The 19,334-nt window shown below is 39.5% G+C and carries 14 protein-coding genes and 1 pseudogene; 1 reads left to right on the top strand and 14 read right to left on the bottom strand.

Features of this window, described 5'->3' with window-relative positions; all coding sequences use genetic code 11:
• Positions 1-74 precede the first annotated feature (74 nt).
• The 10 genes from rluF to AAEY57_RS09870 form a co-directional block, all read right to left on the bottom strand.
• Positions 75-1,064 carry a 23S rRNA pseudouridine(2604) synthase RluF gene (gene rluF, locus AAEY57_RS09915; protein WP_024600878.1) on the bottom strand — a complete coding sequence of 330 codons (990 nt, stop codon included), beginning with the start codon at positions 1,062-1,064 and terminating at the stop codon, positions 75-77.
• A 43-nt stretch (positions 1,065-1,107) separates the two neighbouring features.
• Positions 1,108-2,208, bottom strand: coding sequence for a DUF418 domain-containing protein (locus tag AAEY57_RS09910; RefSeq protein WP_502704884.1), 1,101 nt, complete (start codon positions 2,206-2,208; stop codon positions 1,108-1,110).
• A 12-nt stretch (positions 2,209-2,220) separates the two neighbouring features.
• Positions 2,221-3,435: an EAL and HDOD domain-containing protein gene (locus AAEY57_RS09905; protein WP_024600880.1), complete on the bottom strand. Its 1,215-nt coding sequence runs from the start codon at positions 3,433-3,435 to the stop codon at positions 2,221-2,223.
• A gap of 83 nt (positions 3,436-3,518) precedes the next feature.
• A complete protein-coding gene (locus AAEY57_RS09900) occupies positions 3,519-5,051 on the bottom strand; it encodes a glycogen synthase (protein ID WP_024600881.1) in 1,533 nt (510 codons plus the stop codon).
• 58 nt (positions 5,052-5,109) lie between these two features.
• Positions 5,110-6,384, bottom strand: a complete 1,275-nt coding sequence (glgC, locus tag AAEY57_RS09895; RefSeq protein ID WP_013463240.1) for a glucose-1-phosphate adenylyltransferase — start codon at positions 6,382-6,384, stop codon at positions 5,110-5,112.
• A gap of 20 nt (positions 6,385-6,404) precedes the next feature.
• Positions 6,405-8,930, bottom strand: coding sequence for a glycogen/starch/alpha-glucan phosphorylase (locus AAEY57_RS09890; RefSeq protein WP_036954834.1), 2,526 nt, complete (start codon positions 8,928-8,930; stop codon positions 6,405-6,407).
• Positions 8,923-10,986, bottom strand: coding sequence for a glycogen debranching protein GlgX (gene glgX, locus AAEY57_RS09885; protein ID WP_051894360.1), 2,064 nt, complete (start codon positions 10,984-10,986; stop codon positions 8,923-8,925). Before glgX ends, AAEY57_RS09890 begins: the two co-directional genes overlap by 8 nt.
• Positions 10,979-13,201 (bottom strand): 1,4-alpha-glucan branching protein GlgB, encoded by a 2,223-nt coding sequence (gene glgB / locus AAEY57_RS09880; protein ID WP_058155994.1) that lies wholly within the window; start codon positions 13,199-13,201, stop codon positions 10,979-10,981. Before glgB ends, glgX begins: the two co-directional genes overlap by 8 nt.
• The gene (malQ, locus tag AAEY57_RS09875) at positions 13,202-15,190 is read right to left on the bottom strand and encodes a 4-alpha-glucanotransferase (RefSeq protein ID WP_128583283.1); all 1,989 of its coding nucleotides are present in this window, start codon (positions 15,188-15,190) and stop codon (positions 13,202-13,204) included.
• A gap of 9 nt (positions 15,191-15,199) precedes the next feature.
• On the bottom strand, positions 15,200-15,502 hold the full coding sequence (locus tag AAEY57_RS09870; RefSeq protein ID WP_013463235.1) for an isoamylase early set domain-containing protein: 303 nt from the start codon (positions 15,500-15,502) through the stop codon (positions 15,200-15,202).
• A gap of 384 nt (positions 15,503-15,886) precedes the next feature.
• Here AAEY57_RS09870 and AAEY57_RS09865 point away from each other — a divergent pair, with 384 nt between their 5' ends.
• The gene (locus tag AAEY57_RS09865) at positions 15,887-16,810 is read left to right on the top strand and encodes a hypothetical protein (RefSeq protein WP_058155990.1); all 924 of its coding nucleotides are present in this window, start codon (positions 15,887-15,889) and stop codon (positions 16,808-16,810) included.
• A gap of 1 nt (position 16,811) precedes the next feature.
• On the opposite strand, the pseudogene AAEY57_RS09860 reads toward AAEY57_RS09865, so the two are convergent.
• From AAEY57_RS09860 to AAEY57_RS09845, 4 genes and pseudogenes are all read right to left on the bottom strand, one after another.
• Positions 16,812-17,417, bottom strand: a pseudogene (locus AAEY57_RS09860) (GGDEF domain-containing protein); the annotation flags it as partial.
• A gap of 231 nt (positions 17,418-17,648) precedes the next feature.
• The gene (locus AAEY57_RS09855) at positions 17,649-18,035 is read right to left on the bottom strand and encodes a hypothetical protein (RefSeq protein WP_249362401.1); all 387 of its coding nucleotides are present in this window, start codon (positions 18,033-18,035) and stop codon (positions 17,649-17,651) included.
• 149 nt (positions 18,036-18,184) lie between these two features.
• A complete protein-coding gene (locus AAEY57_RS09850) occupies positions 18,185-18,559 on the bottom strand; it encodes a hypothetical protein (RefSeq protein WP_138765372.1) in 375 nt (124 codons plus the stop codon).
• A gap of 256 nt (positions 18,560-18,815) precedes the next feature.
• Entirely contained in the window at positions 18,816-19,244 is a 429-nt protein-coding gene (locus AAEY57_RS09845) for an Lrp/AsnC family transcriptional regulator (RefSeq protein ID WP_138765373.1), read from the bottom strand.
• Positions 19,245-19,334 lie beyond the last annotated feature (90 nt).

Here is a 19,334-nt window from a genome sequence, read left to right as displayed (position 1 = left end):
AATCGTTCTTGGTCGAAAGATCGGATCTCGGAACAGGCATTTAGTTCAATTTTCTTAAACGAGATTCAGGTTAATTACTTTTTTAAGCTTAACGTGCCACTGCTGCGGGTTTTGTTTCCTGTGGCAGTATTTGCTTTGTGAGTATTTGATTTACCCACATAAGTAGTAGAGCGTTTTTGATAAGGCGTATTTCGACTACTTTTTTTAGCTTGCTTTTGTTGCTCGTCATTATTTTCACGACGTAGTTTCCCGCCCTGAAAGTCACGCTTATGAGCAGATTTAGCGCCACTATTTTTAGCTTGTTCAGTGTAATTGCGCTGTTCAGTATCATCATAAAGTGAGTGTTCTTGCGTTTTACCTGAATCAGCAATTGAGTCGTTAATGACCGCCATTTCAGCGTCGCTTAAATGTCGCCACTGCCCTACTTTTAAGCCTTTGAGAGTTACGTTCATAATACGCACACGTTTTAGTGTAACCACTTCGTAACCTAAGTATTCACACATACGGCGAATTTGACGGTTTAAACCTTGGGTTAAAATAATGCTAAATTGCTGCGCACCAGTCTGAGTAACTTTACACTTTTTAGTCACGGTATCTAAAATAGGAATACCGTTCGCCATTTTATTTACAAACTGACGATTAAGTGGTTTGTCTACAGTAACCACATATTCTTTTTCGTGGTTATTGCCAGCTCGTAAGATTTTATTAACGATATCGCCTTCATTGGTTAAAAAAATCAGCCCTTCTGAGGGTCTGTCTAAACGACCAATCGGAAATATACGTTCAGGATAATTAACGGCTTTAACTATATTACTTTGAATTTTACGCTCTGTGGTACAGGTAATGCCCACAGGTTTATTATAAGCAATATACACACGTTTAGGTGGTGCTTTTAATGGTTTACCATCAACCAAAACTACATCTGATTGGGCAACTTTAACACCCATTTCTGGTAATTCGCCATTAACGGTAACACGACCTTGCTCAATATATTTATCGGCTTCGCGGCGAGAGCAAAACCCGGTTTCACTAATAAATTTATTTAAACGCTTCAAGTCTGTCATCAGGCAAATCTTCTTAAATATAAAGGCGCATAGTTTAAACTACTCAAGCTATTTTTTCGCGGTTAATTTTCGCTAATTTACGCCATAGGTATTCAAGCGGGCCTTGCTTAAAATACCGGCAATAAATAGCTGTAAATATAAGCTGTACAATCACTAAGCTAATAGCGACGAGCCAATAATCGAGTCGGTTAAATTTGAGCGTCCACTGCGGAAAAAACACTTTAAACAATAATAACTGCATAATGGTTTGGCTTATGTATAAAGTAAACGCTAAGCGTCCAACTTGTTGGATAAGCCCCCCTATGTGGGCGCTGTTGTCACAAAGTTTAACGATTAAATGAATATAAAGCAGTGCAACACATAAGGCAGCAAGTTCATTAACAGGCTCTTGTAAGGCATAACCAATACCTTGATTGTATGGCACTAACATTAACCTTAAGCTAATAAATAACGCACTTAATAGAATAAGCTTAATAAGCAGCGCCTTACTAAGCCCTTTACTAAACACACCGTATTTGTAAGCCAAAATACCAATTAGCATAAACCCAGCACTAGCCCACAATAATAAAATAGGCACAGCCAACAACATATAGGCGCTCATTGCTATATTTTGGCTAAAGTGAGCACCGATGCTTTGGTAGTAACTAGTGTATATTTCGTAGTACTCGGGGGAATCTCTGTATAATGGCGCCTCATTAAGTCCTAACATAAATATGGCAATAGTCATTAAAGAAATAAAAGTAAAAAGCGCAGCTTTGTTTTTAAGCTCTTCATTCGTGTAATCTAAATAGCGCAATATAAATAAACCTGACACCCCATATAAAAACAAAATGTCGCCCGCCCACAATAAAAAACCATGTATTAAGCCAAACACAATTAGCCAATGTAATCGTTTTTTTAGTGGCTCAGTGCATTGGTATCGCTGATACTGAATATAAAGACCCGCACCAAACAGTAAAGTGAATAAAGTGCGAAACCGCCCTTCAACAAATATAAGGCTTAGTATGTTTAGAAACTGATCACTAGGTGGTGGTGTTGTGAGTGGCGTATAATTAAGCTCGAAAATAGCGAAGGAAAAACAGTTAATAAATACCAGACCAAGTACGGCTATGCCCCTTATAAAGTCCATATTATAATTGCGCAAAGCATGAATTCCCTAAATATTATCTTTATAGCTATCGGCCCATTGTACCGCTTGTTTGTATAATTTTGGTAAAAAAGCACTGTCTAAATTAATCAGTAATACTGCATTCTCAAGCGCCCACCAGCTTCCTGTTTCGTAGGCTTTTACTGTTTCAAGGATATAATATAAGTTATTTTTTTCACCAGTTAACGCTGCTTTTATATCTTCCGGGAATGGAAGTTTATCAACCAGCAAGTCCATTGGCTTGTCTAAAATAGCATCGAGCAGTGAAAAAAGCCCCGTTAAAAATGCTTCACCTTGAACCTGCTTAGCAACTTTAGCGGCTATTAATTCACAAAACCGTGCGCGAATAACGCACATCTGCATGAGCTCTATAGGCTTAGAGCGTGCTGTATGGGCAGTGACAATTAAACTAACAAACTTTTTTAAACGTGCTTGGCCGAGGTAAACTAACGCTTGTTTTAACGACGAAATTTGGCTTTGTAGCGGAAACACACCGCTATTTAATAAACGCAGTAACTTGTAGGCCAATGCCGCATCAAGCTCAAATAAACCGGTGATCACTTTAACATCAGGATCTGGCTTCATTACTTCTGAGTAAATAGCGATCACTAGGCCGTAATTATAGTGAATATCTTTTTGTTCTATCATCACTGGGCGCGCAAAATAATAACCTTGAAAATAATCAAAGCCCATTTTACGGGCCAATTTATATTCTTCATCGGTTTCTATTTTTTCGGCTAGTAGTTTAATATTTTTGTACTTTTTAAGCTTATTAACCACCAGCGGAATTTCAGCAAGTGGAGTAAGGCGAATATCAAATTTAATTAAGTTGACCAGCTTTAAAAAGCGCTCCCACTGCGGCGTATAAACAAAATCATCCAGGGCTAATTTGTAGTTACTGTGAAATAGCTTGCGACATAGCTCGTAGGTATCGTCGGTGGGCTCTATGGTTTCAAGTAATTCAATTACAACATCTTTACAAGGTAAAAAATCACACAAATCAAGTTTTAATGACTCAGGGCCAATATTGATCAATGCTTTTTTACCCGAGGTAATGTGACGAGTACCTAGGTTAAGCTGGTTTTCCATGATAAGCCTCGCCGTTGCTTGACCATCAGATACACCAGGAAAGCAATTTTCAGGACTATCGCGAAATAGCAGTTCATAAGCAACTACATTTTGATTCCGATTTAGTATTGCTTGCCTTGCCACAAATACAGACACATTACCTACTTTATATTATTTCCACCAGACTAAGTAATTAAAGCGTAAATAAGAACGGATGTCACTGAACTTTATAAAATTTTTTAATATAAGTATGTTATATAATCAGTTACCACACTATCCCAACTAAATCGTGCATCAGCAGCTCGCCTTTTTATTGCTTGCCATTGCTTAGGGTTTGTTTGATATAGGCTAAGTGCCTCAGTTAAACTCTGCAAGAGTGCATCAGCTTGTGTACTTAGCGTATCGCCGTTAAAACAAAATCCACTGACATTATGCTCTACGGTATCTTTTAAACCTCCGACACTGTGCACTAAGCAAGGTTGGCCGGCTCGCATTGCGAGCATCTGGCTAATCCCACAGGGCTCAAAAGAACTCGGCATTAAAAATAAATCACCTAATTGATACATTAAATCGCCAACATCTTGCCCATAGCCTTTTAAAAACAAAAAGTTGTTATTACGTGCCATGGCGCAGGTAAAAAGGTGTTCAAGTTTACTATCGCCTGAGCCCAGCACAAGTAAACGCCCCTTAAATTGATTAATGATCTGACACACTGAATCAATAGTCAGGTCTTTGCTTTGTTGCTGGCAAAGTAACAATACTTTTTGCTCAGTGAGCCGCCCTACACTTGTTACAAGTGGCCCTTGCTTATCACACGCCATAAATTGTAAAACACGCTGATGGGCGATGTAGTGGCTGCTGTGTAATTGCGCGCTTTTTGCCATCCAACTAAACAAAGTCGATTCTATTTGCTCTAATAGCTGACTATAGGTTGCTTCATGTTCGTCTTGAATTGCGTAATCACAGCCGTTGAGTATGCCAATTAATTTGCCTTGCTCAGCCGCTTGTTGTAAATCTCGTTCAAGTCCTTCGCCACCAAAGAATCCGTGGGCGTCATTACTTGCTATTTGCACTTCTTGGCTATAACTCGGTGAAACCACATGTACTTTGTCGGCTAAATTAATGGCACTGCGCATAGGGTTAAAGCAATGCGGATAACGAGGGTCACATAATCGTTGCCCGTCGTAACTTAACGAGGGAAACCATGCTTCTAAGCTTGAATCATCCCCTTTAAAAGGACGAATTCCCTGCAAAGCTAAATTGTGCACCGTATATACCAAGCGCAGCTTAGCAAGCTTGCCATAACGAGGATTAAATTTAAGTAACACGGCCACACAGGCACTGTGCCAATCATGCAAATGTAAAGTGTTGGGTTGTGTTAATACGCCCTGTATCAGGGCTTCACAAATAGCGGCATTAAACAGTGCAAACTTGGTTGCATCGGTAGCAAATGGTCTATTATCGTTGTCGTTACAATACACACTCAATGATTGACTAAAAAGAGGATGACTTATAACTATTTGCCTCACCCCTTTTTGATTCTGTGTAATTTCAAACAAAGATAAAACGTGTGTCTCTGACTTAAATGCCACACTCACTTCACCAATAAAACAGCGCTCACCTAGTTCAAAACCATAATCAGGAATAACCACATCTACCGTCAGCCCCTGCGCCACTAACGCCTTTGGTACATCACGAATAACATCAGCAACACCACCAACTTTGGCATTAGGTAACGCATCATTCTCTGCAGCAACCATTAATACATGCATTAATTTACTCTTATAGTTTGCTGCAAGGCTTTCGCCTTGCTCTTTTAATTATTATTTATTAACGATGTGACTTATTGTCTAACTTCATCAGCATATCGCGGGTGACCAATACAATCCCTTTTTTTGATACCCGAAATCCATTGGCTTCATCGGTTTTACGATCAAAACCAATCTCTAATCCAGGTGGGATCTCACAGCTTCTATCTATAATTGCTCGCTTAATTTTACACCCTCGATTTACAATAGCACCGGGTAAAATGACCGACTCCTCAATGGTACAATATGAACGAATATGTACATTAGAAAATAATAATGATTTTCTCACTAAAGAGCCGGAAACAATACACCCACCCGACACCGTTGAGTCAACCGCCATCCCTCGGCGATCATCATCATCAAAAATAAATTTGGCAGGAGGAAGTTGCTCTTGGTAAGTCCAAATTGGCCAAGTAGGATCGTACAAATCCAGTTGAGGCTCTGGCATAACCAGTTCCATATTTGCTTCCCAAAACGAATCTAGAGTTCCCACATCGCGCCAATAGGGTTGTCCTACCTGTGCGGGATCTCTAAACGGGTAGGCAAACACATTATGCTCTTCAATAATAGCCGGAATTATATCATGGCCAAAATCACGCCCTGAGCCCTCTGTTTGCGCATCTTTTTGTAGCTGCTCAAATAAAAACTCAGTATTAAATACATAATTTCCCATTGATGCTAAACAGGTGCCTGGTTTACCAGGCACTGAGCTGGGCTCGGCAGGTTTTTCGTCAAACCGACGTACACGACTTTCTTCATCAACCGTCATCACACCAAAGGTACCCGCAGCTTCTTCAACCGGTACTTCTAAACAGCATACCGTCATGTCGGCGCCATTTTCTACATGCTTTGCCAACAGCCCGCCATAATCCATACGATACACATGGTCGCCAGATAAAATCATTACATATTTAGGTAACTCATGGCGAATAATATCCATATTTTGAAATACCGCATCGGCAGTACCGCAATACCATTCATCACCATGGCGCTGTGACGCAGGTAATATTTCAACTGACTCACCTAATTCCTTTTTAAAATGCCCCCACGCTCGATTTACATGGCGAATCAGTGAGTGTGATTTATATTGCGTTGCAATTCCGACACGTCTTACACCTGAGTTAATGCAATTTGATAGTGGAAAATCAATAATACGATGTTTACCACCAAAATAAACGGCGGGTTTAGCACGCCAGTCGGTTAGCTCATGCAAGCGAGAACCGCGACCTCCGGCAAGAATTAAAGCGTAGGTTTCTCTTGTTAAATTACTTATATAACGATTTGCATAACTGGGCATATTACTCTCTCCGTTTAGTGTCAGCTATTAGTGTCAGTGTTTGTTTTTACTGTTTGGTGTGTGGTATCTAGTGGAGTTAAATGCCATATATCATCACAATATTGACTAATTGTTCTGTCACTAGAAAATGAGCCACTGGCGGCAGTATTTAAAATACTCATTTGAGTCCAGTAGGTTTGATCTGCATAGGCTTTATCAACATCACGTTGCGCAGCTATATAGCTGGCAAAGTCATGGGCGGTTAACCAAGGATCGTTGTTACTTTTAATGCCATTAATCACATCGTCAAATAAGCCAGGTTCAAATAGATTGAAATGGCCACTTTCGAGTAAGTGCATCACACTATTCAAATCAGGGTTATTCGCAATTATTTCACTGGGGTTATAATGTGCTTTTATGTCGTCAATCTGCTCAGCTTGTGCGCCAAATAAGAAGAAGTTCTCAGCCCCAACAGCGTCACGTATTTCGATATTAGCGCCATCTAGGGTGCCTATTGTTAGCGCGCCATTCATCATAAACTTCATGTTGCCGGTACCTGAGGCCTCTTTGCCTGCGGTTGATACTTGCTCCGATAAGTCCGTTGCAGGGCAAATGGTTTCCATGGCGGTGACATTATAATTAGGTAAAAACGCGACTCTTAGAAAAGCAGATACCTGTGGGTCTTTATTGATCACCTCAGCAACATTATTAATGAGTTTAATGATTTTTTTAGCCATCATGTAACCCGGTGCTGCTTTACCACCTAATAAAACGCAACGAGGCACCATGCCTTGTGTGTCGCCACGGCGTATGCGGTCATATAAATGAATAACGTGTAAAATGTTAAGTAACTGGCGCTTATATTCGTGAATACGTTTTACCTGCACATCAAATAGCATATTGATATCAAACTCTACGCCACATCTTTGTTTTACTAAATCAACGAAGCGTTGTTTGTTTTGCTGTTTTGCTTGATGCCACTTTATATGAAACTGCGGGTCATCGTAGTAACGACGTAATTGGCCAATTTGTGCAAAATCACCTATCCAGTCTTTGCCTATTTTTTCGCTAATGATCTGGCTTAAACTCGGATTGCAGTATGCAAGCCAGCGCCGTGGAGTAACACCATTGGTTTTGTTGTTAAATTTATCAGGCCATAGCGCGTAAAAATCTTTAAACAAACCCGCGGTTAATAACTGCGTATGTAGCGCTGCCACACCATTGACAGAGTAACTGCCGACAATGGCTAAAAAGGCCATACGTATTTGCGGCTCGCCCCCTTCTTCAATTAATGATAAATCCCGTTGTTTTTGCACATCACCTGGCCAATGCATGGCCACCTCGGCTAAAAAGCGGGCATTAATTTCATAAATAATCTCTAAAATACGCGGTAATAATTTAGCAAATAACGATACCGACCACTTCTCTAATGCCTCTGGTAGTAAGGTATGATTTGTGTAAGCCATGGTTTTGGTGGTGATATTCCATGCCTGATCCCAATCCAGTTCATGGTCATCAACTAAAATTCGCATCAGCTCGGCAACCGCAATACTTGGGTGGGTATCGTTAAGCTGAAACACATGATGCTGAGCAAATTCAGTAAAATCATTACCGTATTGTTCAATCCATTGTGTAAGTACATCTTGAATACTTGCCGATGATAAAAAGTATTGTTGACGTAATCTCAGCTCTTTACCATTTTCACTGCTGTCGTTAGGGTACAACACCATGGTTATTTGCTCAGCGAGATTTTTTTGTGCTACTGCTTCAGAATAACTTCCGGCATTAAATTCTGTTAAATTAAATTCGTCCGTTGCTTCAGACTTCCAAAGTCTAAGGGTATTAACAATATTATTTTTATAGCCCGGAATAGGTACATCATAAGGCACTGCTAATACATCTTGAGAACTGATCCATTGGCGATGCTCACGGCCAAATTTATCGGTGTAGCTTTGTACATAACCAGAAAACTTAACCCGTTTAGCTTGCTCCGGTGCGCTTAATTCCCAAGGATGACCTTCTCGTAACCAGTTATCTGGTTGCTCAACCTGATTACCCTCTTTTATTGACTGATTAAACATGCCATATTCATAACGAATACCGTAACCGACTACTGGCAGCGCTAAACTGGCACAGCTATCTAAAAAACAGGCCGCTAGTCGCCCTAAGCCGCCATTGCCTAAACCGGCATCATGCTCAGCTTGTTCAACACTTTCAAGCTCAGTACAGTAAGCTTGCAGTGCCTTTGTAACTTGTGATTCTAAATCTAGATTTAATACTGCATTACCCAGCGCTCTGCCCATTAAAAACTCTAACGATAAATAGGCTGTTTTACGGCGTTTTTGTTGTTTTATTTGTTGATTGGTTTCCCTGCAGCGTGCCACTAACCGGTCTCTGATCGTCAGTGCTAATGCATGATACAAATACAGCTGTGACTCGCCCACCACATCACGCCCTAAGGTGTAATAAAAGTGTCGTGTTAAATCATCACTTAAAGTACTTTCGTCTATCACTGGGCCTGCTTGCCAGCCTTTTACTACACACACTTGCTCGTCTTGCTTAGTCATAATCATCGCCTTCTAAATTGGCACTAAAAACCCAACTACTTTGTGCTGAAATATTCACGGTTGCATCTTCTTGAATAACAGATGATGCGTTATTTACACTTGATAATACTAACGTCCATGGCGCGATAATGGGCGATTGTGGTAATTGGCAGACCACAGGCAGTTTACTAGCATTAAGAATAATTAATAACGCATGCTTATTTTGCTTATCAAGTAAGCTATACATTAAAAATTGCCGTGTATCTTCATGCCAATGTGTTTCATCCATTTTTTTACCTTGCTCGGTAAACCACTTAACGGTGAAGCGCTCATCAATATCATCCAAAAACACACTGTGTTTAAATGCACTGTGACCACGCCTGATTTTTAGCGCATCATCAATAAACTGAATCAATGAATGATTCAGTTGTGAGTCTTTCCAGGCAAGCCAGCTGGTGCGATTATTTTGACAATAAGCGTTATTATTACCGCCTTGCGAGTGCGCCATCTCACTGCCAGCGGCTATCATTGGCACGCCTTTGGAGAGTAATAAGGTGAGTAGAAAGTTTTTTTGTTGTTGTAAGCGCAAACTCATTACTTCTGGGTCGCTGGTATATCCCTCAACCCCGCAGTTAAACGAATAATTAGCGCTATGGCCATCCTGGTTGTTTTCACCATTGGCCTGGTTATGTTTTTGCTCATAACTGACTAAGTCGGCTAACGTAAACCCATCATGGCTGGTAATAAAGTTAATGCTATTTAGCGGGCCTCGGTTACTGTGTTCAAAAATATCAAACGAGCCATGTAAACGCTTTGCCACATCACTAATAATGCCTTTTTCACTTTGCCAAAAGCGTTTAATCACATCACGATATTGATCGTTCCACTCTCGCCAAGGTGAAGGAAATGCACCAAGCTGATAACCACCAGGGCCTATATCCCACGGCTCACTGATCAGTTTAACTTTATTTAACACAGGATCTTGGGCAATTGCTTGTAAAAAGGTGTGAGACGCACTAAAGCCCGTATTTGAACGCGCTAAAATGGTGGCTAAATCAAATCGAAAGCCATCAACGCCCATAACTTCAACCCAGTAACGTAAGCTGTCGAGTACCAATTGTAAGGTTTTAGGGTGATCGATATTTAACGTATTGCCACACCCTGTATCATTAATATAAACATTGGGTTGCCGCTCAATGGTGCGATAATATGTCAGGTTGTCGAGCCCTCGCAGAGATAAAATAGGGCCATCATTTCCTCCCTCTGCGGTGTGGTTGTATACCACATCCAAAATAACTTCAATATTGGCGCGATGTAACTCACTCACCATTTGTTTAAATTCGTTTATATCGTCATTAACCAAATAGTCTTTATGAGGAGTAAAAAAATTAAGACTATTATAGCCCCAGTAATTTTGCAGTCCTTTAGCGGTTAAAAACTGTTCGCTTATAAAAGCATGCACAGGCAAAAGCTCAATAGCCGTTACCCCTAAACTTTTTAAATGCTCAATAAAACTGGGATGACTCAAACCTAAAAATGTCCCTTGTAGCGCTTTAGGGATATCAGGATGGCGACAGGTAGCACCTTTAACATGGCACTCATAAATAACGGTATTGGCCCAACTATGCTGTGGCTTATTATTTGAATAAGCAACCGGCGCAGTCACTTTTGATTTAGGCATATCTATCGCATTATTAACCACGCTTTTAGTGCCAATGGGCATTTGCCCGTAATGACGTTCGCTCCAAGTAAATTCGTTAAACAAGTCTTTTGCATACGGATCAATCAGTAATTTATGCTCATTAAATAACATGCCTTTTTCTGGGATGTATTCGCCATCAACCCTAAAGCCATACAATGCGCCTGTGCTTAATGGGGCTATATGAATGCTCCATACGCCGCCTTCATTAATATTCATGGCTATTTTTAATATTTCTGTATGACCACTTTTATCAAATAAGCACACAAAAGCTTGGCTTGCATTAGGGGCATACAAGGCAAAGTTGACGCCTTGGTTTTGTACACTCGAACCCAGTGGCAAAGGCGCACCCTGAGTAACCTCAAAGCAATTACTCATCATTCACCTTTTCTAAGTAAAGTGTGGTTAAGCCACCAATATTAACTGTAATACTGTGATCAAACCCATGACTTGGCTGAACGACTGAATGGATAAGCTGGTTTTTATCCTCTGTGACACGATAACCTGAGCCAAAAAAGCAAACTTCATCGGTATTTAATACCACTTTATATGTGCCCTTCGCTGGCACACCTAAGGTGTAGTGTTGATAAGCCGTTGGTGTAAAGTTAGCGACAATAACCATAAACTGGTCAGCATTTTTAGCATAACGAATAAAGCTAAACATACTCTGCTGGCTGTTATTATTATCTATCCATGAAAAGCCCGTTGCACAGCTATCGAGCTCATATAAAGATGGATGCGCTTGATACACTTGATTAAGACGTTTAACCGTATGCTGAATCCCTTGATGGCTTTGATGCTCAAGCAAGTGCCAGTCTAGTGAATGGTCATGATCCCACTCTTTACGCTGTGCTATTTCGGCGCCCATAAACAGTAATTTTTTGCCTGGATGTGCCCACATAAACGCATAATAAGCACGTAAGTTTGCAAACTGCTGCCAATCGTCACCGGGCATTTTGTTTAGTAGTGATCCCTTGCCATGCACCACTTCATCATGACTTAGCGGTAAAATGTAATTTTCACTAAATGCATACACCATAGAAAATGTCATTTTATGATGGTGATATTTTCTAAATAACGGATCTTGCTGCATATAATCTAAGCTGTCATTCATCCAGCCCATATTCCATTTATAACCAAAACCTAAGCCATTGTGTTCAACACTTTGCGTGACCCCAGGCCAAGCCGTTGACTCCTCGGCAACCATCATAATGCCGGGGTTATTTTTATAACTGCGTAAGTTCACTTGTTTTAGGCACTCTATTGCCCCTAAGTTTTCTCGACCGCCATAACAATTAGCTACCCACTGTCCTTCTTTACGACTGTAATCAAGGTAAAGCATTGACGCCACCGCATCTACACGCAGTCCGTCTATGCCAAATTGGCTAAGCCAATACATCGCATTAGAAATTAAAAAGCTTTTTACTTCAGGGCGGTCATAATTATAAATATAAGTGTTCCAATCAGGATGAAACCCTTGGCGCATATCAGCGTGTTCGTATAAATGGGTGCCATCAAAGCAATGTAAGCCATGTGGGTCGCTTGGAAAGTGCCCAGGAACCCAATCAAGTAATATGCCTATGTTAGCTTTATGACATTGCTCAACTAAGTATTTAAAGCTGTTGTAATCACCAAAGCGGCTCGTAGGTGCAAACAGCCCTACTGGCTGATAACCCCAAGAGCCATCAAACGGGTATTCACTGATCGGCATAAGTTGTAAATGCGTGAACCCCATTTCAATCACGTAGCCTACAAGCTTATCTGCAAGCTCGGTGTAGCTTAAGTAACGGTTATGCTCAGCGCGTTGCCAAGAGCCTAAGTGCACTTCATAAATACTAATAGCGGCATCAATATGATTACGCTTTTGGCGATTTATAATCGCTTGTTCACTTAGCAAAATAGGCGCTGGTTTGTACTGTAATATACTGGCAGTGCCCGGTGCTTGCTGCATTTTAAATGCAAAAGGATCGGCTTTATCTAAAACTTCGCCACTGAGCGTAGTAATAGCAAATTTGTAGCACATGTCTGCACTTAAACCCGGGATAAATAATTCCCATACCCCACTTGCCGGATGAAATCGCATAAAATGGCGATTCGCTTGCCAAAAATTAAACTCACCAATAACCGATACACTGGCGGCATTAGGCGCCCACACACAAAAACGAACACCATCTACCCCTTGTTGTGTAGTAAATTGCGCACCTAGGTGAGTATAAGCATGCTCAAGGCTACCTTCGTTAAACAAGTACATAGCCTGTTCATCCAATGTACTGCTGAAGCTGTATTCATCATAAAATGTAACATCGCTATTTTCATAACTAACCTGGCATTGGTAAACACTGCTAGGCATGCTTGATAACTCAGCGATAAATAAATCACTGTGTTTATAGCGTAACGTGCTAATAACTTGACCATCAATTAACAGTTCGACGCGTAATGCCGCTGGCAAATAGACGCGTATTTCAGTGCCACTTTGGGTGTTGTGCGCGCCTAAAAAACTAAACGGGTCTTTAAATCGCCCTGCAGTTAATGCGTTTACCTGTGCGTCATAATCAACTAATTGCGTTGATACCCTATTTTTAGTACTGCCCATTTACGCATTCCTTATTGAATGTATTGCAGCCAAAAGAGCAGCATTATCTTTAAAAATATCGTCGCATGTATGTGTGAGTACCCGTCGCCAATTAGGATACTCTTTATCGGTGCCAGGAATATTGACTGGGTAGTGTTGCTTGTCTAAATCATCAAGCTGTAATGCAAATAAACGAGACGGCGATTTAGCTAAACATACAGCCAAAGCGCTATAAACATCAAAAGCATCCGTGTTAAGTGAAAAGGAAGTGTTTTGTGGATTTAAAAAGCGTAATAACCGGTGTTGCTCTTGCTCTCGCTGCTGAACTAACTGCTGATACTCATCAGTATCAATCAGCCCATACTGCTGTTTAATTTTTAAATCGCTATGCTGCCACCAGCCCACAAATGGCGGTACATCATGATTGGCTATCATTAGCAGGCATTGATCGCTAAGGTCATCGCTATTTACAAATTCATCATTTTGTTGTTTTTCAAAATAAAATAAGCTGTTTGAGAAAATGCCACTATCAACCAGTGCCTCTTTTACCTCAGGTGGTACAACCCCTAAATCTTCGCCTATTACTATGGCCTGATTAAGATGAGATTCAATTTTTAAAATTGCTAATAAATGCTCAAATGGGTAGTACACATAACAGCCATCTTGGGTATTATTGTTTATGAAACACCACCACAAACGCCTAATCGCCATTACATGGTCGATTCGTAACCCGCCTACTGCATCCATATTAGCGCGTATGAGTGAACGATAAAACTGATAGTTATTGTCAGCAAGGCGCTGCGGGTTTATTGCTGGTAGCCCCCAATTTTGGCCGTTAGGTGCCCAAGGATCTGGTGGTGCACCAAGGGTTGCATCTTGACTAAATAATCCCTGCTGATATTTAAATTCAGTGCCCTCATTAGCACAGCCCACCGCTAAATCATTAATTAAACCAATCGCCATCCCTTGGGCAATACAATGCTGTTGGCATTGCGTAAGTTGGCTGTGTGCTTGCCATTGGAGGTAATATTCAAATGTGGGCTCTGTAGTTTCTAACATAGCCAGCACATCATTGTACTGTTTACAAAACGCACTAAATTCGTTTTGCCGTGCTTGACTGCCCTGTTGTTGAAAATGCTTAAAAAGCAGCTTAAAAGCAGCATATTTACACTCAGTAACCGTTTTATAATCAATAAAGGCTACATCTTGGTCGCTGTATTTACTTGAGGTATAAGCAGATAACAACTCAGTTAAATCCGGATTGTTAAAGCTGTCTGGCGATAAATTAATTGCGATATATAGCGGATTGAGTAAGGCACGATTGTTTGGGTTGTAGGGGCTGGCGCACTCAGGGTTATCTGCAAACAATAAGTGCAATGGGTTAAGTAAAATATAATCCATATTTTGCTTTGCACATAAGGTTGCCAACTCAAGTAAATCACTAAAATCGCCAATCCCGAGTCCGGCTTTATTTTTTAATGTATATAACTGAATTGATAAGCCAAAGCGTTTTTTATCCGCTATTTGGTAGGCTTGTTCAGGGGTAGACCAAATTTGTGTTTTAGCTGATTGCTCACCCATCGTTAATAACGCATCATAATAGCCGGTTGGTAAATGCGTCAGTGGTAGCGCTATTTCTATATAACGACACCCATTTACAAAGTACTCACCTAATGCTGCATACTGAGCAATGTGTTCAAATTGCAGCTTTATATTTAATGCTGCCACAGTTAATGTAATTTTGTGATGCGTATCAGCTTCATTAACACGCACCTTTAGCACATTACTAGCCTGATCTATTATGCTAACAGCAGGTGCGAGTGTTAACCATGTAGCCGCATCCAATTGATAATTTAACTGGGTTATTTGCGCCGTATCACGTGTGTCAACGCCACAGCAGTGCAAAGCAGATATACGGGTGTCTTCGCTAAATATAACGTGTTCACCCGTATACTTAGTGTATTCGTAACCAATACCATGCAAATAAAACAATTGCGATAGTGCGTCCATTCAGCGACCTTAATTAATGCGTTGTGTATTTACTATACTATTTTCTGTACCAAAATTATTAGCAATATACCCATCAGCCTGATGATCGTTATCCCACTGTTTACCATTTATTAAATAGCGAAAATGAAACTCTTTATCAACGGGAAGACGTTGCTTGCATTTAAATACGCCAAGCTTTTTGTTGTGCTTCATTGGCACCGGCTGCCAATCATTAAATTCTCCAAGTAAACAGACATCATCTGCATCTGGGTGAGAAAATTCAAAGGTTACTTCTGCTTCATTTTTTGTTTTAAAAAAGCGTTTATTCAACATAATAGGCTCCAACTAAACCATAAGGGTTATTCATCTTTGCCACAGGCCAAACAGCTTAAAAAGGCGATGTGGAATCCATTCATTCACATAAAAACAGCTTTAAAGTTAATCAAAACTTTATTTACGCATTATTACAGTGCGTTATTTATTTTACCGCACTGGTTTGGTGCAATTTTAACCATTAAAACTGATTTTTAAGTAAGCACTGCAACTGAGCAACTTTTAAACCAACTACACCATAACAGCTAATTAATTTGCTTTTGTCCTTATACACATACTTATTAATTTTTATTACTACATTAAAACTATAAAAACCTTTAGCTTAACAACATCATCAGCGATAATAACTATCTACTCAGCCAACCCGATGAACACTTAAATACAATGTTGAAAAAAAGCATCCTTATTACTTCTGTTATCGTCTTTAGCATCATTACGGCTGTTGTAGGCAGTTCAATTTATACACTATATAGTAAAAAGGTGGTCTCTGTAGACCCAAAACTAAAAGAAATTTCAGGCATTGAGTTTGATAAACATAAACGGCTTTGGGCTATTAACGACAGTGGCGACGAGCCTAAGCTTTATAGGCTCAATGACGATGGTTCAATTGCAAAAGAAGTACTCGTCACGAATGCAAAAAATATAGATTGGGAAGATATGACGCAAAATAAGTTTGGTCATTTCTTTTTAGGCGACTTTGGTAATAATAAAAATGATCGTAAATGGCTAACAATTTATAAAATAGAAAACCCTATAGATATAAAAACCAATACAACAGAAGCTGAAATTATAAAGTTTACCTACCCAGAATTAGATGGCAGCCCAATACAACCTGATCAACGTAATTATGACTTAGAAGCGTTTGTGGCTTTTGGTCGACATTTATACTTGTTTACTAAAAATCGCACAGAGCCATTCGATGGAATTACTAACGTTTACAAAGTAGGTGACCATGCAGCGAATTTTGATGCCCAGCTGATAGATTCATTTAAAACGTGCACCACCATGGAAAAGCTTTGCTGGATCACATCCGCAGCACTTAGCCCAGATAGAAAAAAGCTCGCGCTATTAGATTCAACCAGTATTTGGCTGTTTGAAAACTTTAAAGGCGATAAGTTTTTCTCTGGCGATGTATTTAAAATTGACTTAGGTATTGTAACCCAAAAAGAGGCAATCACCTTTTATGATGACAATACAATCGCCTTTACCGATGAGGAGTTTAAAGGCATTGGCGGCAATGTTTATTTTATAAAGCTCGACCAAGTAACCAAAGTGAAAGTGCAGCGAAGCCATCCTCAGCCGCAGTAGTTTAAAATAAATCTATTTCTGAGGAATTAACTTGTACACTGATTAAGTTCTCGGCAAGTAAATCTTCATAGATACAAAATTTATCTCGGCCATTATTTTTTGCATAATAAAGCGCTTTATCTGCGCTTTCTAGCACTGCAATTGGAAAATCATAAGGACTAATACGCGCTAAACCAGCACTGATCGTCATATTTTCAACAAAAGGAAACGATGTATCTCTAATGAGCTGTATAAATTCAGCCATTTTATTACTGATTGAGTCAGCATCTGTGGGCTCAAAAACAATCACGAATTCTTCCCCACCAAAACGAAAAATTAAATCTGTTGAGCGAAAAAAGTGACGCATTTTTTGCGCTAATACGAGTAACACTTCATCTCCACAGATATGACCGTATTGATCATTTATATTTTTAAAATGATCAATATCTAAAATAGCCAGCCAAGATGTTGATGCCTGCTTTTGTTGCCTTTTATCTTTATCTCGGGATGAGCCGTGCATTTTTAATACTTGTTTTTCAATTAGCTGTTTTATTTTTTTCTCAAAGGTCTGTCTATTTAACAGACCCGTTAATTTGTCTCTTTCGTTTTCATGGAGTATCACTAAATAACCTGAACTCCGGATAATAAATCCATCTCAAGCAGCTATTTTCAGCGCTAACTGCGTTGAATTTACTTGCAATAGGCTAGCTATTGACGCGTAATTTCGCCTTGTTTTCACTAAAAATCTCTAGCTTGAGAAAATAAAAATAAATATCATTTTGATTCAATATGTTAGTAAATCTCTTAACCAGAGTTCAGGTTAAATAGTTTTCAAATATGCGGCAAAAAGCATTTAGCATCACTTGAGCCGAACTATCAAACTTTTTGAAACCACAAAAATGGCAGCAACTGTTTTTTCTTGGCGGGTAATGGGGAGCCAACGGCGTTCAATTCCATCGGCAGACTGAACAGTAATAATACAGGCAGAACGTAAACACGATAGAAGTTCATCCTCAGGCTGTGCAACAATTTGTCGTTGCACCCACTCGAATTGCTTTTCACCCGTGACTTTTAAGCAAAGACTTTGCTCAATAGTCAATTGGCCTTGAACTTCTATATCTTTATAAACTGAGACTTCTTTACAGCCTATAAATTCTTGGATGGTCGATATCAAACTATATTCAAGAGAATCTACATCTCTATTTTTTGTTATTTTGATGACTGAATTCAGTAAATTTTCTTGCATTGTACTCCTTAAAGCAAACTGGGCGTTTGAGCATTAATAAAATTTAGCTTAGACCACGCAGTGGAATATGCTAAATAAAAATTAAAGCATCAATGCTCATCCAGTTTAGGAGCCGCATTTTTAATAAATTAAGAACTGTAAGCGCTATTTTAGCTATTGGTCATGCAATTAATAAACTTCTCAGAGAGCTGTGTTATTGCCACTTTATCAGTGTACATAGGCTCGTTATTTTTTATTATAAACTCAGCACATTGTGCTTGAGATTGTTTGAATTTTTGCTTACATGAGTTTACCGATTCGCCAATTACTTCTTGGTAGATGCTTTCATCACACAAGCTATCGGCAAATTGACTCGCCCCGGTAACAATTTCATTAATGCTGACAGGAGAGGATTCTAATTTGAAGAATATATCGCTGTAAGTTTCAACCGTTATGCTCTGTGCAGGGTCAAATAAAGTCGCTTTTGCACTTAAATATGAGCCACCTATTAATAATGCCACAGCAGCCATTGTTGTGTATTTCATAACATTTCCTTGTAAAGTCTTAGCCCAGTGGTGCCAAAAACGTCCTATTTCACTCACACCTTATTAGCCAATGCTAATAAGATTAATAACTGTATTGATGAGATTTATTAAGTACTGGAAGATTGCAACAAATGCAGGGCAATAAGCCTATTGATTTGGTTAAAAACATTCCTTGTTCCGAATATCAAGTAGACTACAATCAAGTTAGCTTAAATGCAAATAATTAATGCTCACTGAATGTACTAAATAAATCGAATTAACGCTTAAATTTAGTCTCTAAAATAACCGATGAACGGGTACGTTCTACCCCATCTAAGTTACCAATATCATCCAGCAAGTGGCTTAACTGCTCAAGGTTCTGTGCTTCTACAATAGCAATTAAATCAAACTCTCCACTAATTGCATACAACTGAGAAATCGCATCAATTTGCTTTAATTCAATATTAGTTTTTGTTGTTAGCTTCTGTTTTACTTTTATTGAAACATGCGCAGAGACCAAGCTATTTAAAAAGTCATCTCCAAAGTCAACGCTATAACCCTTAATGATCCCACTTTGCTCTAATTTTAGCATTCGGCTTTGCACCGTTGAACGAGATAAACTCAAATGCCTTGCAAGATCAGAAATGCTAGTGCGGGCGTTCGTTTTTAATACTGAGAGTAGTTTTTCATCTTGGGGAGTTATCATAATGCTAATTAAATTCGTTAATTTGACTATTATTCTAATCATTTTTCACAAAATAGCACTGCAAATTTCATTCATAACCTTTGATAATGA

Origin of the sequence: Pseudoalteromonas sp. MER144-MNA-CIBAN-0113 (genome assembly GCF_040308965.1) — a bacterium.
GTDB lineage: Bacteria > Pseudomonadota > Gammaproteobacteria > Enterobacterales > Alteromonadaceae > Pseudoalteromonas > Pseudoalteromonas tetraodonis.
This window is presented reverse-complemented; position numbering and strand designations above follow the sequence as displayed.